Here is a 15,618-nt window from a genome sequence, read left to right on the forward strand (position 1 = left end):
GCGATGTCGATGTTCCCGCGAGCGGACTTTCCGCCTACGCCCGGCATACCTGGCATGTCCAGCGCTGTAGAGGCGGCGGCCGTGCAGGGCGCAAGGCGAGGCCGCCGCGAATGGCTACCATCGGCGATGCTCTGGCTCATCACGGCGGTGCTGATCGTCGCGCATCAAGGCACGGTGTTGACGCTCGCGTTTCCCGTCCTCGCGATTCTCACGGGCCTGTGGCTCTACTTCAAAAGCCCCGCGCGCTACATCGGCTTCATGTGGTGGCTGTGGTTTCTGAGCCCGGAAGTGCGGCGTCTCGCCGACTGGTCGAAAGGCTCGTTCACACCGACGAGCCTGATCCAGGTTGCGCCGCTCGCGGTCACGATGATCAGCGCGTTCTCGCTGCTGCGCTACTACCGGCTGCTCGGCCAGCGACGCGGTCTGCCTGTGCTGCTGATCCTGCTCGGCCTCGTCTATGCGTACCTCGTCGGCGTGGTGTCGAGCGGCCCGCTCGCGGCCACCTACGACCTCGCGAACTGGCTCTATCCGATCCTGATCGGCTTTCACATCATGGCGAACACGCGCCAGTATCCGCAGTATCGCGACATCATCGTCAACACGTTTATCTGGGGCATGCTCGTGATGGGCGGCTACGGCCTGATCCAGTTTTTCATCATGCCGCAGTGGGACGCGCTGTGGATGCTCGGCTCGCAGATGAACTCGCAAGGCGATCCCGTGCCGATGGGCGTGCGCGTCTTCAGCACGATGAATTCGTCGGGACCGTTCGCGTTCGCGATGATGGGCGCGATGGTCTACGTGATGGCCGCCACGCATCGCGTGCGCTGGGTCGCGGCGGCGCTCGGCTTCTTCTCGTTTGCGCTGAGCCTCGTGCGTTCCACCTGGGGCGGCTGGGTGATCGCGCTGCTGATCCAGTTGATCAAGTCGAACAACAAGGTGCGCTTGCGGATCGTCGCGAGCGCGGTACTGCTTGCGGGGTTATGCGTGCCGCTGCTCGCGGTGGGTCCGGTGGCCGAGCGGATGCAGGCGCGTCTGTCGACCATCGTCAATCTGAACGACGACCAGAGCTATGCCGCGCGCAACGAGTTCTACGCGACCTTCGCGAAGACCGCCTTCACCGATGTCTCCGGCGAAGGCATGGGCGCGACCGGCACCTCGACGAAACTCTCGAACGACGGCGGCCAACTCGGCCAGTACGGCAACTTCGATAGCGGCGTGATGAACATACCGTTCGTGCTTGGATGGCCCGGCACGCTGCTCTATATGTCGGGCATCGTGTGGCTGCTCACGCGCGCGGTCCTCGCGTCGTTCAGATTGCGCCACGACAAATACGTGTCCGCGTGCCTGAGCCTGTGCCTCGCGACCTTCGCGATGCTCGTGTTCACCAATTCGCTCGTCGGCACCGGCGGACTGCTGCTTTTCATGAGCGTTTTTTCGATTCTTTCCGCGGTGCATTACGACAAGATCAACCGCGTCAGCGCGGTCAATAGCCCATCGCGCACGCCAATTTTCCACGGAGGCACTGATTGAGAGTCGCCATTGTCACGCACGTTGTGCGCCATAACGACGGCCAGGGGCGCGTCAACCACGAGATCGCGCGCGCGGCGCTCGACGAAGGCATCGGCGTGACGCTGATCGCTTCGCATGTGGCGCCCGAGCTGCTCGTTCATCCGAATGTCCGCTGGGCGCCGATCAAAATCGGCCGCTGGTGGCCCACCAATCTGTTGCGCCAGCAGGTGTTCGCGTTCAAGAGCGCGCTGTGGCTGCGCGCGCATCGCCGCGAATACGACGTGCTGCATGTGAACGGCTTCATTACGTGGATGCCCGCCGACGTCAACACATCGCACTTCGTGCATAGCGGCTGGCTCGGCAGCAAGTACTACCCGTTCGGGCTGCTGAAGGGCGTGTGGTCCGCGTATCAGTCGATCTATACGCGCTGCAATGCGATGCTTGAGCGCTGGGCCTACCGGCGCTCGAAGGTGATCACGGCGGTCTCGCAGAAGGTCGCCGACGAAATCCGCGCGATCGGCCTCACGCCGGATAACCGTGTGGACGTGATCTATAACGGCGTCGATACGCAGGGCTTTGCGGCGGCCACCGGCGATCGTGCGAAATTCGGTCTGCCTTCCGATGCGTTCCTGCTGCTGTTCGTCGGTGACTTGCGGACGCCGCGCAAAAACCTCGGTACGGTGCTGGCCGCGCTCAAACATTTGCCCGAGCATGTGCATATCGCGGTGGCCGGTTTCCTGCCGGGCAGTCCTTATCCGGACGAAGCGAAGGCGCTCGGCATTGCGCATCGCGTGCATTTTCTCGGGCTCGTGAAAGAGATGCCCGTGCTGATGCATTCCGTCGATGCGTTCGTGTTTCCATCACGTTATGAGGCAATGAGCCTGTCGCTGCTCGAAGCGATGGCCGCGGGTCTGCCGGTCGTGACCGCGCGCACCGCGGGCGGCGCCGAGATCATCACGCCCGAATGCGGCATCGTGCTCGACGATCCCGACGATCCGCGCTTGCTTGCTGCCGCAGTCGCGCGCCTTGCCGCCGACGACAACGCGCGCCGCAACATGGGCCTAGCCGCCAACGAACTTGCGACCGGCTTCGGCTGGGCGCGCATGGCCGCGCAATACATTGCGCTGTATCGGCAGCTCGAAGGGCAGCAGAAAAATCGCCGGCGCAGCGAGGCCGACGCGGCGGCGGTCGCGAAGACCGACGCGCTGACGCTCAACTCGCTGGCCGGCCACAAGAGCGGCGAATGAAGCGACGGCGCGTCGGACACGCGACCATCGCAATCCAACGAATACCTCACGAAATCGACAAGGGGCAATGACAATGACGACGAGCTCAATCAAATCGCTGCAGATCGGGATGCACTGGTTCCCCGAGCGCGCGGGCGGCCTCGACCGCATGTATTACTCGCTGGTCGGCGCGCTGCCGGGCGCGGGCGTCGCGGTGCGCGGCGTCGTGGCCGGCTCGCCGAAAGTGGCCGCCGATACCGGCGGTGCGATCAACGGCTTCGGTTCGGCCGGGCAATCGCTGCCATTGCGCTTGATGGCCGCACGCCGCGCGCTGCGCGAGGAGATCGGCCGCTCGCGTCCCGACGTGATCTCGTCGCACTTCGCGCTGTATACGTTTCCTGGGCTCGACGTCACGCGCGGCATTCCGCAGGTCTCGCATTTTCAGGGACCGTGGGCCGACGAGAGCCATGTCGAAGGCGCCGATTCGCTCGGCCAGCGCGCGAAGCGTTATCTCGAGCAATCCGTGTATGCGCGTTCGTCACGGCTCATCGTCTTGTCGGAGGCGTTCGGCAAGATTCTGACTTCGCGTTATCGCATTTCGCCGGACCGTGTGCGCGTGGTGCCGGGTTGCGTCGACGTCGAGCAATTCAATCTGCCCATCACACCCGCCGAAGCGCGCCTGAAACTGCAATTGCCGCAGGATCGTCCGATCGTGCTGGCGGTGCGGCGTCTCGTGCGGCGCATGGGTCTGGAGGATCTGATCGATGCGGTCAAGCTGCTGAAGGCGGCCCATCCGGACGTGCTGCTGCTGATCGCGGGCAAGGGGCGTCTCGCGGACGAATTGCAGGCGCGCATCGACGAGGCCGGTTTGCAGGACAACGTGAAGCTGCTCGGCTTCGTGCCCGATCAGCATCTCGCGGCGTTGTATCGTGCGGCGAATATCAGCGTGGTGCCGACGGTGGCGCTCGAAGGCTTCGGGCTCATCACGGTCGAGTCGCTCGCGTCGGGCACGCCGGTGCTGGTAACGCCGGTCGGCGGCTTGCCGGAAGCGGTGGCGGGGCTGTCGCCCGATCTCGTGTTGCCGGAGACGGGCGCGCAAGCCATCGCGGCGGGTCTCGCAGGTGCGCTAAGCGGCAGGCTGAAGCTGCCGGACGCCGACGCGTGCCGGCGCTATGCGCGTGAGAACTTCGATAATTCGGTGATCGCGAAGCGCGTGGCTGCGGTTTATGGGGAGGCGATTGGGGCGGGTGGGGTGCACTGAGCTTTGTGACGGGACGAGACGCTACTACGTGGCCCGGCTGCCGTCCGCATTGAGCAGCCGGAATTCCGCCGGCGACTCTTCGAACGCGTGTGCGCTGCGCATGGCGGGCACGGCTGCTTCAAGTTCGGCATAGTCGAAGCCCGCGCACCACGCTGCCATTCGTGCGAGGGAACTGATGAGCGGCTCGGGACGTCCGCTTTGTGTGAGGGCTCTCAGGCAGTCCACGAACTGCGGATGGAAAAGCGTGGGGATAATGATGCGAGCGCGCTCGCCCCGCGAAAGCTCCGCATTCATGATCAGCCGCGACAGACGCCCATTGCCGTCCGCGAAGGGATGAACTTCCGCGATCAGAAAGAGATAAAAAATGGCCCGCGCGAGGCCCTCGGGGACGGTCAACGCGAGGCGAGATCCTTCGGCGAGCGTGCCGCGAACGTGAGAGGGCTCGACGAACTGCGTGGTGCCCGCATAATTTGCCTCGAGCTTCAGATTGCCAGGGTCTGCCTCAGGTCTGCGCTCGAGCATGATCCGATGGCGCTCCTGAAGCACGTCGATGAAATCTTCACCGACTGGCGGCACTATTGCGCGGGTCTCGGTGCGATACGCCAGATTGAATACGCCCAGGATGTCGTGTGAATCCTTGGGTCTTTGCGCAACGATCTGATTGCGCAAGACGATGCCTTCCGCTTCCTCGACAGAGAACCGTGTTCCTTCGACATAGTTGGAAAAATACGATTCAAGAAACGCGAAATGGATGCGGCTGTCGCCCGCAACGGCCACGTCCACGATGTCGGGCAACACCGCCGTGCGTAGCGCGGTTGCCAGCGTGCCGAAGAGCGTCATGCGCGCCATGTCGATAGGCGCGCCCTGGGCGATAGCCAATCCAGCCTTCGTTTTGAGCACGCCCTTTGAATGCGTGCTCAGCAGCGCGCCTATCAGTCCGTTGAGCGTCTCATAGCTCGTTGCTGCGCCGAGCGGTTCGACAAGTTCGCGAGCGCGATCCCGAATCTGGTTGAGGCCTGGCTCTTTGTTCGCGCTCAGGCAGGCAACGAGGCGTTCTTCAATCTCCTCGCGCGACGCCCGGGTTGCGGCCGCCCCCCGCGCGAGATTTTCGAGTAGCGCACGTTCCTGCGAGGCCCAGTAAAGATCGAGCGATCCAAGCCGCAGATCGCGGGGCATAGGCCCGGGGCCTTTCATCAGCACGAGCGTGAGGCCGGGGTAGGTGATACGCCGGTTAAACCGCGTGGGATGGGAGAGTACGACTTCATTGGCCGCGGTGATGCCGCCGGCGAATGCGCTACGGTGGGAGACTACCGCGCCAGGCACCGCGTGCGCGGCGATTTTCTGCCAGTTTCGGCGAATCCGCCCCGCGACCTCTTCCTGATTACCGGGCTCGACGTAGACGCCTCGCGCGACGCGCAACAGGCCGCCTTCCTTCGCGCGCCTTTGAAGCGTGCGGTCGAAGCCGGTGTCACCGGCCGCGAAGACAATTTCATCGGATTGTCGTTTTTCGACTTTGAGGGAGGGCATGGAGCCGGGAATTTGTCGTTAACCAGCTTCCATTCTACCGGTTTTGTCGTTTACCAGCTAAAACGCTCTCCGGGAGGCGTGTCGTTTACCAGCTAATCGGCACGGGCGGATTGGCGAATTTGTCGTAAACCAGCTAAGGAACGCGGATAAATGTCGTTTACCAGCTTACGACGTGCTCTCCGACCGCGACACGCGGCTCTCGCGTGCCGGCCCCCACAGCCGTCACGCCGTCCCCGCGCCCCTTACCTCAAAACGTCTCCTGATGCTCATTCCGCCCAAGATCCGCGTGAACCATCATGTGACACAGTTGCTCGAGACTCGTGCGCGGCTCCCAGCCTAGTTTCTCGCGCGCCTTGTCCGCGCAACCGATCAGCAGATCCACTTCGGCCGGCCGGTAGAACTTCGGATTCACGCGCACGAGCGTCTTGCCGGTCGCCACGTCGATACCCGTTTCGCGCTCTTCCTTGCCCGACCATTCGAGTTGATAACCGGCCGCTGCGAACGCCATGCGCACGAAGTCGCGGACCGTTTCAGTGCGGCCCGTCGCGAGCACGAAGGTGTCGGGCTCGTCGGCTTGCAGCATGCGCCACATGCCTTCCACATATTCGAGCGCGAAGCCCCAGTCGCGTTTCGCGCCGAGATTGCCGAGCTCCAGCACGTCCTGCTTGCCGAGCTTGATCTTCGCGACGGTGTCGGTGATCTTGCGCGTCACGAACTCGCGGCCGCGCAGCGGCGATTCGTGATTGAACAGAATGCCGCTGCTCGCAAAGAGACCATACGACTCGCGATAGTTGATCGTCGACCAATGCGCGAACAGCTTCGCCACGCCATACGGACTGCGCGGATAGAAGGGCGTGTCCTCGCGTTGCGGCACCGCCTGCACGAGCCCGAACATTTCCGACGTCGACGCCTGGTAATAACGCATCTTCGGATTGAGGATGCGGATGCCTTCGAGCAGATTCAGCGCGCCGATGCCGGTCACCTCGGCGGTCGTGACCGGCTGATCGAACGAGACGCCCACGAAGCTTTGCGCCGCGAGGTTATACAGTTCGTCGGCCTGCGCGCCTTCGAGCAGACGCAGCGTCGAGCCGAGATCGGTCAGATCGTGCTCGACGAGACGCAGATTCGGATGATCGAGCACGCCCAGCTCGCGCATGCGCCAGAAGTTCACCGAACTCGTGCGCCGGTAGGTGCCGGTCACCTGATAGCCCTTGTCGAGCAGCAGCTTGGTCAGATAGGCGCCGTCCTGTCCGGACACACCGGTGATGATCGCTTTGCGTGGTTGGCTCATAGCTTGCCTTCGATATGGGTAAAAGAAAAAAGAGCACCTCAGAGCGTGCCATCCAGGAGCCGCCGCACCAGCGGTTCGACGACCTCGGCATCCTGCTCGGCCTTGAGCCGGTACAAGCCCGGCTTCGGATGCGCGCCGTCGGACATCAGCGTCTTCCAGTCCGGCAGGCTGCTGACGTACGCGAACTGGTCGACGAGCGGCACATGCTGCTCGGCGGCGACGCGGCGCGTCACCGCGACCATCGACGCGAGCCGTGCATTGAGCCGGTTATCGGGCATCGGATTCGACGTCTCCAGCACCGGCTCCTTGCCGAGCGCGCGAGCCGTTTGCACGAGCGCGCTCTGCGCTGCGTAGAACTGCTCGGGCGTCTGGTCCTGCATCACTTCGTTGATGCCGTAGTTGATCAGCACGATTTGCGCGGGCGATGCCGCGAGCCGTTCGCGCCACGGCAAACCGGCCGTCGGCCCGGCGCGGCGGTTGCCGGTGCCGTCGCGCAATTGCGTCGCCATCGTCCCGCCGACGCCGTAGTTGACGACGCGCACGCGCTCGCCGAAATGCATCTGCAGCTTGTCCTGCAGATAGGCCACGGCGTTTTGCGCTTGCGGCGCGCAACGGCCTTCGCTGCATGAAATGCCGAGCGTCGTCGAGTCGCCGTAGGCATCGATCACGATCTGGTGCTGCGTGGCCTGAGCATGCGCGGTCGTTGCGGCGGTAAATGCCGTGAGCGTGATGAGTGCGGTAAGCGGCGCGAGCATCGCTGCCGCGGCGGCGCATGCGCGGCGCTTCATGCGAGCCATCTCATGCGCCACTTCATGTGCCACCTCATGTGCCACTTCATGCGCGGCCGTGCGGTGCTTGCGGCGCGGCGCGCGGCACACTCGCACCCGCGCCGGCCGTCGCGTGCGGACTGCCGCGCGAGCCGAAAATCAGCCGCTTCTCGAACGCGAACCATGTGACGCTTGCATAGGCGAGGGTGATCGCGAGCGCAAGCGTAGCGGTCGCATAGCGGCTCATGTTCAGCGGCCACAACGCATACAGCACGCTCAGGTGAATCAGATAGATCGTGTAGCTGATGGTGCCGATGTACACCAGCACCGGATTGCACAACAGCCGTTTGACGATGCCCCGGCTTTGCAGGGCGATGACCACGACGGACGTGCAAAGCACCAACGAAATGCTGTAAAGCCCCGCGTTCGACAGCGGCGTATTGGCCGCGCGAAAACGCGGAAAATGCAGATGCAGCCACGCGAGCGCCGCGAGTGCGGCAATCACGCCGAGCACTGCGAGGCCCTTGAACGGTTCGAGCGCGTCACGATCGCGGCGCACGGCGACCGCGAGCAGCGCGCCCGCCGCAAGCAAATCCATGCGAAAGGGCGTCAGGTAATAGATCGGCCAGAACGAATCGAACCACGGCGTGGCCACCGCGCGCAGCACCGGCACGAGCAGGATCAGCGCGGCCGCGACCCATGCGAGCACGCGCTCGGGCACGAGCAGAATCACGAACGGCCACACAATATAGAACTGCTCTTCGACGGCAAGCGACCACAGCACATTCAGGCTGTCGTGTCCGCTCTGGTTGAGCGCATCGCCGATGTTGGTCGCGAAGAACGCATACCACTGCCAGTGCTGCGCCCAACCGAACCCGAACAGGATCGACGACACCGCCATCAGCAGCAGATACGGCGGCAGAATGCGCCGTGCGCGGCGTGCATAGAAATAGCCGAAGTACGACTGCCCGCGCGCCTTGCGTTCGAGCAGGATGCCGGTGATCAGAAAGCCGCTCAGCACGAAGAACAGATCGACGCCCATCCACAGCGGCGCTTTCAATGCGTGCTGCGCGAACACCGCGAGCACGGCGATCGCACGCAAGCCGTCGAGCTGCACGATGCGGCGTGAATGAGAAGGCGCTATGGGCAGGGCGCTAGCAGTCATGAACCGTCCATGGTGTGAAGCGGATAAAGCCGCGAGAAGCCGCAAGGCATTGCGAAAGACGCGTCGCGCCGATAACGGCCGCGATCCGGAGCGCAATCCGGCTGCATTCGATTCTAGGCAAAAGAAAATCGCGAAAAAACGCGAATGAAATGGATAAGTGAATCAGATTGCAACAGGGTGTTTCGTTATCCATTTGAAGGCGGTTTTCATGCTTGTCTTGTACCCGGAGCCCGAGTCCGAGTTCATGCGTGAATTCGCCGGATCGGTGAAGCGGAGTCGGTAAAACATGGGCTCATGCATCCGCAAGCGTGCTCCTTATACAGCATGGCACGGCCAAATTTTCTTTTAATCCATTTTTAAATCGATTTCTTTATCCCGGCATAAAGCCGGGAATATTTTTAAATTATTTTTGACTTTCGTCGCCGACTTTTGTACGCGTAATGTGAACCGTGCGGATTGGGTGGCCAAGGACGGCGCGTGCGCCGAGCATCGCATTTCGACGTGGCTTATGCGGCCTGCGTGGCATAGGCGAACGTTCGCGCTTCGTCTTTCATCGGCAACTTGCGGCGCATGCCGTCACCTTCATTGAATGCCTGTGTGTGCGGATAGCAGCGTACGTCTGTGAGGCTCGCGCGCGCTCGCCTATCAGCCTCATCGTTTTTAAAGCATCGATCCGTATCGACTGGAGGACATACCTTGCTGCGCTTCACGTTCAAACGCCGTCTCGCGATATTCGCGTGCGCTGCCGGGCTGGCCGCTCTATCGGCCGGTTCGATCGCGCGTGCCGAAACGGCGTTGAACGCAAAGACGTCGTGGATCGGCAATACGTTCGGCTTCGGCGACGGCACCTGGACGCAAATCAACATCACGGCAATTGCCGTCGCGCCCGACGGCAAGGTCTACACGAATGCGCCGTGGGACGAAAGCGGTGCCGAGGCGAGCGTCTATCAGAACGGCAAGATGCTCGGCTTCGCAGGCGGCACGCACGGCTGGGGCAACAGCGGCGGCAATGCGATCGCGATCAATCGCAAGTACGCGTTTGTCGCAATTGCAGTCGGCAACGAAAAAGGCCGGCTCGTACAGCCGGGGGTGTGGCCGGAGAAAGGCAAGGAGTGGTTCGGCATCTCGCGCCGGCAGATCGCCGATCCGAAACGCGCCGCACCGTTTCAGCCTGCGGCGAAAAGCGCCGATCCGCATGCGCAGCTCGCAGCCGGCTTCCTGATGATGAACGAAGTGCCGACCGGCACGAGCGCCGAAATCGGCGGACTCGCGGCGAGCGAAACGACGCTCTACGCGGCGAACACTGCGCGCGATCGCATCGAGGTGTACGACGCGGAATCGATGCAACAGAAGACCACGTGGAGCGTGCACGAACCGGGCCGCCTCGCGCTTGCGCCGGACGGCACGCTATGGGTGCTGAGCGGCACGCGCAACGATCGCGCGCCGCATGTCGAGCACTACACGTCAGGCGGAAAACGTATCGACGAGAACTTCGAACTGCCCGCCGATACGCTCGCGGTCGATATGGCCGTCGATGCAACAGGCCGTGTGCTGATCGCCGACAACGGCCCGCGTCAGCAGGTGCTGTTCTTCAGCAAGAAGGAAGGGCGCTACGAAGAGAGCGGTTCGCTCGGCGAGCGCGGCGGCATTTTTAGCGGCGTCGCCGGAAGGCCGGGACCGCGGCGTTTTAACGGACTCACCGGTGTGGGCGTGGATGCGCGCGGCAATGTGTACGTGTCGACCAACGGCATCGGTCCGCGCTATGAGCCGATCGGCGCGGGCCTCGGCGCGACGCTCGAAAGCTACGCGTCCGACGGCAAACAGAACTGGCTCGTTCAGGGACTGCTTTTCGTCGATGGCGCGTGGATCGATCCGTCGCGTCCGGACAGCGTTTATACAGGCAACAAACGCTTCGAACTCGACCTCTCGAAACCCGCGGGACAGGACTGGAAATATGTCGGATTCCTGTCCAACCGATTCAAGTATCCCGACGATCCGGTCTTTCACACCGACCAGTATCCGGGCCTGCCGATTGCCCGCAAGCTGAAGGGCCGCACGTTTCTGTATCTGACGGACATGTATGCGGATCATCTGAAGATCTATCGCTTCGATCCGCAACACGACGGCGAGACGGCGATTCCGTCGGGCTTTATCGCAGGCCGCGAGCGTGCGGTCGCGAAGGTGCCGAACGCGCCGCCGGGCGGCGACTGGATCTGGCGCGACGCAAACGGCGACGGCAAATTTAATTCCGACGAGTTCGCGCTCAACACGACCGGCACCAAGCTCGCGGGTGGCTGGGGCTGGTGGGTCGACAGCGCCGGCGACATCTGGCGCACACGCGATACGAAGGGCATTTATCGCTTCCGCTTCGGTGGCATCGATGCGAAGGGCAACCCGCTCTATTCGTATTCCGACCTCACGCAATACCCGATGCCGCAACCGTTCGCCGAGCTGCATCGCGCGATTTACGAACCCGACACCGACACGCTGTACGTAACAGGTTATACGCCGGACACGCCGGCCGACCGCGGCTTCTGGAAGGAAGTGGGCCGCGTGCTCGTGCGCTACGACAAGTGGTCGAGCGGCAAGCCGGTGCAGCGCTATTCGATCACGCTCCCCTGGCAGACGCAGAGCAAACCCATCGCGACGATCATCGGGCTCACGGTCGAAGGGCAATACATCTTCGGCGTCGAACCCGTGGGCGCCGTGCACGTGTGGGACAAGGACAACGGCCGCGAGGTCGGCGTGATTCGGCCGGGCCCCGAAGTAGGCCGCGCGTCCGGCTGGGTCGACGTGCCCAACGGCATCAGCGCGGCGAAGCGAAGCAACGGCGAGTACCGCGTGTTCGTCGAAGAAGACGCGCGCGGCAAGGTGCTCATGTACCGCTGGAAACCGTGACGAATTACCAATCGCAGTCGAACCCAGGGCATCCGATGGACAAAGGCATTCTCAAGAACGTAGCGATCAATTTCTTCGGCCTCGTGCTGCCGACTTTCGTCTCGCTCGTGACCGTGCCGTCGTATATCAAACTGCTGGGCGTCGAGCGCTATGGCGTGATCAGTCTCGTGTGGACGCTGATCGGCTACTTCGGCATTCTCGATCTCGGCATGAGCATGGCCGCGCAGAATCACATTTCGAAAGCGCGCGCGTCGGGCGACAAGGACGAAAGCGCGCGCGTGTTCTGGAGCGCGACGTGGCTCAATCTCGCGACCGGTGTAATCGGCGGACTGATCATTTATTTCGGCGCGTTTCTCTACACCGCGTATTTCACGAAGGTATCGCCGGAATTGCAGCACGAGGTCTACATGGCGTTGCCGTGGCTCGCGGTGGCGATTCCGCTGGCCAATGTCTCGTGGGTATTCGCAGGCGCGATCAACGGTGCGGAACGCTTCGGCGTCTACAACACGAATCAGACGATCGGCACTTTCCTGTTCCAGCTCTTGCCGCTCGGCGCGGCGCTCTGGCTCGGCGCGAATTTGCAGAACGTGCTCGCGGCCGCAGTATTCGCACGCATACTCGCCGCGATCCTGCTCGGCCGTTCGGCGCTAAAAGTGCTTGAAATACGCAGTATTCTGCCGCCGCAGCTCGGCGTGGCGAAGGGGCTTTTCAACTTCGGCGGCTGGATGCTGATTGCGAGCGTCACCAACATGATCGCCGAATCGCTCGACCGCGTGATGCTCGGCACCAGTCTCGGCGCGCGCTTCGTCACGTATTACACGGTGCCGCAAAACCTCGTCACGCGTTTGAACATCGTGCCGACCGCGATGGTGCGCACGCTGTTTCCAAGGCTCTCCGCTGTCGGCCGCGCGGACGCCGACACCATCACGCAGCAATCGCTCGAATTTCTCAACGGCGTGTTCACGCCCGTCGCGCTGATCGCGATGCTCGTGCTCGAACCGTTTTTGCATCTGTGGGTGGGCAATGAGATTGCGACCGTCGCGGCGCCGGTGGGACGCATCATGATCGTCGCCGTCTGGCTCGTGGGTCAGGCCAGCGTGACGCGCATTCTGATCCAGTCGCAGGTCAATCCGGCCACGGCCGCACGCGTCGGCCTGTTCGAATTGCCCTTGTTTGCAGGGGCTTTGTGGTTCGGCATCGCGCATTTCGGACTGACCGGCGCGGCGATCGCGGTGGCCGGCCGCGCGCTTTTCGACTACGTCGTGCTGCTGCGGCTCTCCGCGATCCGCGCGCGGCAGATCGCGCTCGACATGCTCGCTCACCTCGTTTTCCTGCTGGCGAGCCTCTGGCTCTCCGGCTTCCTGCCCGGCCTCGCGATGGCGATTGTCGCCGGCGTGCTGATGGTCGGCGCGAACATCGCCTGGTCCATCACGATGACTCCCGCATTGCGCGATCTAGCGCGTTCACTGCTGTTGCGACTGAATCCGAGGAAAAGCGCATGAACCACGAAGTCCTTGAAGAAGCCGTGCTGCAACCGCCGACGCGCAGCGCACTGGCCGAACTGACCACGGCTCCCGCTATAGGCACGCCCTCGCGCGCCGCATCGCGCGGCAATAAAACCGTGCGCGTCGCGATCGTGCACGACTGGCTCGTCACCTATGCAGGCGCGGAGAAGGTGCTGGAACAGATCGTCGCGTGCTTTCCGGAGGCGGACCTGTTCAGCCTCGTCGATTTTCTCGACGACCGCAGCTTCCTGCGCGGCAAGCCCGTGACCACGTCGTTTATCCAGAAGCTGCCGCTCGCACGCACGAAGTACCGCACCTATCTGCCGCTGATGCCGCTCGCCATCGAGCAACTCGATGTGTCCGCGTACGACGTCGTGATCTCTAGCAGCCACGCGGTGGCGAAGGGCATTCTCACCGGTCCCGACCAGGTGCATATCAGCTACGTGCATTCGCCGATTCGTTATGCGTGGGATTTGCAGCATCAGTACTTGCAGCAGTCGAAATTGACGAGCGGCCTGAAGTCCGCGATGGCGCGGCTGATTCTGCATTACATCCGCAACTGGGACATCCGCACGGCGAATTCCGTGGATGGCTTTATCGCGAACTCGGAGTTCATCGCGCGGCGCATCAAGAAGGTTTATCAGCGCGATGCGCAAGTGATCTTTCCGCCCGTCGACGTGGATGCTTTCACGCTGTGCACGGAGAAGGACGACTTTTATCTGACCGCATCGCGCATGGTGCCGTACAAGAAGATCGATCTGATCGTCGAGGCGTTCGCGCGTATGCCCGAGCGCAAACTCGTCGTGATCGGCGACGGTCCCGAGATGCAGAAGATCCGCGCGAAGGCCGGCGCGAATGTCGAGATCATGGGCTATCAGCCGTTCGAGGTGCTCAAGGACCGGATGAGCCGCGCGAAGGCTTTCGTGTTCGCCGCAGAAGAAGACTTCGGCATTTCGGTGGTGGAGGCGCAGGCGTGCGGGACGCCGGTGATCGCGTACGGCAAGGGCGGGGCGCTCGAAACCGTGCGCGATGTGACCGAGCCGCGCGCGACCGGCATGTTCTTCGACGAGCAAAGCGCGGACGCGATCATTGCCGCTGTCGAGCGTTTCGACGCACACGTCAAGCGTTTTTCGCCGCTGGATTGCCGCGCGAACGCCGAGCGTTTCTCCGCGGCCAATTTCCGCGAGCGCCTCTTCACGCATGTGCGCGCTGCTGTCCCCGCGCTGCGCAACGCGACGCTGCCGCCGTACATGCCGTATGCGCCAGAGCGCGCCGGGCCTACGGCGAACGCGCCGCGCATTCTCGCGGTCGATCAAAGCGGCGTGCTCGGCGGCGCCGAATTGTCGCTGCTCGAGATCGTCAAGGCGCTGCGTTCGCGCATCGAGGTCGTGCTGTTCGACGACGGCCCGTTCCGCACCGCGCTCGACAAAGCGGGCGTGAGCGTCGAGGTGCTCGACGCCGGCGCGCTGCGCAACGTGCGCAAGCAGGGCGGCTCGCTGCCGAAGGGCGCGGCGCTGAAGGGTTTGTTGTCGCTCGTTCGGGCGACGGCCAAACGCGCGCGCAATGCGCAGGTGATCTATGCGAACACGCAGCGCGCGATGGTGATCGGCGCGGTCGCGGGCAAGCTCGCGAGGCGGCCGGTGGTCTGGCATCTGCGCGACATCGTGAGTCCCGAGCATTTCGGCGGCAAGCAGCTTGCGATCATCAAGTGGTGCGCGCGCCTCGGCCTTAGCCATGTGATCGCGAATTCGGCGGCATCGGCGCGTGCCTTTGCCGAACTCACGCAGTTCGACGACAAGCGTATCGACGTCGTATTCAACGGCATTTCCGCGGCGCCGTTCGACGCGTTGCGCGACGTGCCGCAAGCGACGCTGCGCGAGCGACTGAATCTGCCGCGGGATGCGTTTCTGGTCGGCTCGTTCAGCCGGCTCGCGCGCTGGAAAGGCCAGCATGTGCTGCTCGAAGCGATGGTCCTCAATCCGCACATGCACGCGGTGCTGGTCGGCGCGCCGCTCTTCGGCGAGGATCAGTACGAGATCGAACTGCATGCGTTCGTCGCGGCGAATAAGCTCGGTGGCCGCGTGCATTTTCTCGGCTTTCAGCACGATATTCCGGCGTGCATGTGTGCCGTCGATGCGGTCGTGCATACGTCGATCACGCCCGAGCCGTTCGGCCGCGTGATCGTCGAAGGCATGCTCGCGCAGCGGCCCGTGGTGGCCGCACGCGCGGGCGGCGTGCTGGAGATCGTCGACGACTACGAGAACGGCGTGCTGTGTACGCCAGGCGATGCGCATGCGCTGGCCGACGCGTTGGCCGAACTGCGCTCGAATGCGGAACTGCGCGAGAGGCTCGTTAAAAACGGCTACAGGACGGCGCTGAGCCGTTTCGGCACGGAAGCGTATGTCGAGAGCGTCGAGCGGATTCTGAGGCGCGTGGCGGCGTCGGCGAAGAAGTCTGCGGATGCGTGAA

Annotated in this window: 10 protein-coding genes; 6 read left to right on the top strand and 4 right to left on the bottom strand. The window is 63.2% G+C overall.

Annotated elements, in window-relative coordinates; genetic code table 11:
• Positions 1-3: 3 nt before the first annotated feature.
• The 3 genes from C8K18_RS13595 to C8K18_RS13605 all read left to right on the top strand — a co-directional run bounded on the left by C8K18_RS13595 (position 4) and on the right by C8K18_RS13605 (position 3,996).
• Complete coding sequence (locus C8K18_RS13595) at positions 4-1,530, top strand: glucose-6-phosphate isomerase (RefSeq protein ID WP_107707755.1); 1,527 nt, start codon at positions 4-6, stop codon at positions 1,528-1,530.
• A complete protein-coding gene (locus C8K18_RS13600) occupies positions 1,527-2,756 on the top strand; it encodes a glycosyltransferase family 4 protein (RefSeq protein WP_107707756.1) in 1,230 nt (409 codons plus the stop codon). Before C8K18_RS13595 ends, C8K18_RS13600 begins: the two co-directional genes overlap by 4 nt.
• Positions 2,757-2,829: 73 nt before the next feature.
• The gene (locus tag C8K18_RS13605) at positions 2,830-3,996 is read left to right on the top strand and encodes a glycosyltransferase family 4 protein (RefSeq protein ID WP_006048999.1); all 1,167 of its coding nucleotides are present in this window, start codon (positions 2,830-2,832) and stop codon (positions 3,994-3,996) included.
• 24 nt (positions 3,997-4,020) lie between these two features.
• On the opposite strand, the gene C8K18_RS13610 is transcribed toward C8K18_RS13605, so the two are convergent.
• The 4 genes from C8K18_RS13610 to C8K18_RS13625 form a co-directional block, all read right to left on the bottom strand.
• Positions 4,021-5,523 (bottom strand): Fic family protein, encoded by a 1,503-nt coding sequence (locus tag C8K18_RS13610; RefSeq protein WP_107707757.1) that lies wholly within the window; start codon positions 5,521-5,523, stop codon positions 4,021-4,023.
• A gap of 247 nt (positions 5,524-5,770) precedes the next feature.
• Entirely contained in the window at positions 5,771-6,814 is a 1,044-nt protein-coding gene (gene gmd, locus C8K18_RS13615) for a GDP-mannose 4,6-dehydratase (protein WP_006049001.1), read from the bottom strand.
• A 38-nt stretch (positions 6,815-6,852) separates the two neighbouring features.
• Entirely contained in the window at positions 6,853-7,602 is a 750-nt protein-coding gene (locus C8K18_RS13620) for an SGNH/GDSL hydrolase family protein (protein ID WP_107707817.1), read from the bottom strand.
• A gap of 46 nt (positions 7,603-7,648) precedes the next feature.
• Positions 7,649-8,746: an acyltransferase gene (locus C8K18_RS13625; RefSeq protein ID WP_107707758.1), complete on the bottom strand. Its 1,098-nt coding sequence runs from the start codon at positions 8,744-8,746 to the stop codon at positions 7,649-7,651.
• Between the two features lie 696 nt (positions 8,747-9,442).
• Between C8K18_RS13625 and C8K18_RS13630 the strand changes: the two genes are divergently transcribed.
• Genes C8K18_RS13630 through C8K18_RS13640 form a run of 3 tightly spaced genes read left to right on the top strand, consistent with a single transcriptional unit; the run spans position 9,443 to position 15,617 of the window.
• A complete protein-coding gene (locus tag C8K18_RS13630) occupies positions 9,443-11,644 on the top strand; it encodes a hypothetical protein (RefSeq protein WP_107707759.1) in 2,202 nt (733 codons plus the stop codon).
• 35 nt (positions 11,645-11,679) lie between these two features.
• Entirely contained in the window at positions 11,680-13,146 is a 1,467-nt protein-coding gene (locus tag C8K18_RS13635; RefSeq protein WP_107707760.1) for a flippase, read from the top strand.
• The gene (locus C8K18_RS13640; RefSeq protein WP_107707761.1) at positions 13,143-15,617 is read left to right on the top strand and encodes a glycosyltransferase family 4 protein; all 2,475 of its coding nucleotides are present in this window, start codon (positions 13,143-13,145) and stop codon (positions 15,615-15,617) included. Before C8K18_RS13635 ends, C8K18_RS13640 begins: the two co-directional genes overlap by 4 nt.
• Position 15,618: the final 1 nt, after the last annotated feature.

It is taken from the genome of Paraburkholderia sp. GV068 (genome assembly GCF_003058125.1).
Lineage (GTDB): Bacteria > Pseudomonadota > Gammaproteobacteria > Burkholderiales > Burkholderiaceae > Paraburkholderia > Paraburkholderia graminis.

Excerpts from the sequence above, each read along its gene's own strand:
- C8K18_RS13635 (WP_107707760.1), top strand. The coding sequence starts at position 11,680 with ATGGACAAAGGCATTCTCAAGAACGTAGCGATCAATTTCTTCGGCCTC.
- C8K18_RS13610 (WP_107707757.1), bottom strand. The coding sequence starts at position 5,523 with ATGCCCTCCCTCAAAGTCGAAAAACGACAATCCGATGAAATTGTCTTC.
- gmd (WP_006049001.1), bottom strand. The coding sequence starts at position 6,814 with ATGAGCCAACCACGCAAAGCGATCATCACCGGTGTGTCCGGACAGGAC.
- C8K18_RS13620 (WP_107707817.1), bottom strand. The coding sequence starts at position 7,602 with ATGAAGCGCCGCGCATGCGCCGCCGCGGCAGCGATGCTCGCGCCGCTT.
- C8K18_RS13625 (WP_107707758.1), bottom strand. The coding sequence starts at position 8,746 with ATGACTGCTAGCGCCCTGCCCATAGCGCCTTCTCATTCACGCCGCATC.
- C8K18_RS13605 (WP_006048999.1), top strand. The coding sequence starts at position 2,830 with ATGACGACGAGCTCAATCAAATCGCTGCAGATCGGGATGCACTGGTTC.
- C8K18_RS13640 (WP_107707761.1), top strand. The coding sequence starts at position 13,143 with ATGAACCACGAAGTCCTTGAAGAAGCCGTGCTGCAACCGCCGACGCGC.
- C8K18_RS13595 (WP_107707755.1), top strand. The coding sequence starts at position 4 with ATGTCGATGTTCCCGCGAGCGGACTTTCCGCCTACGCCCGGCATACCT.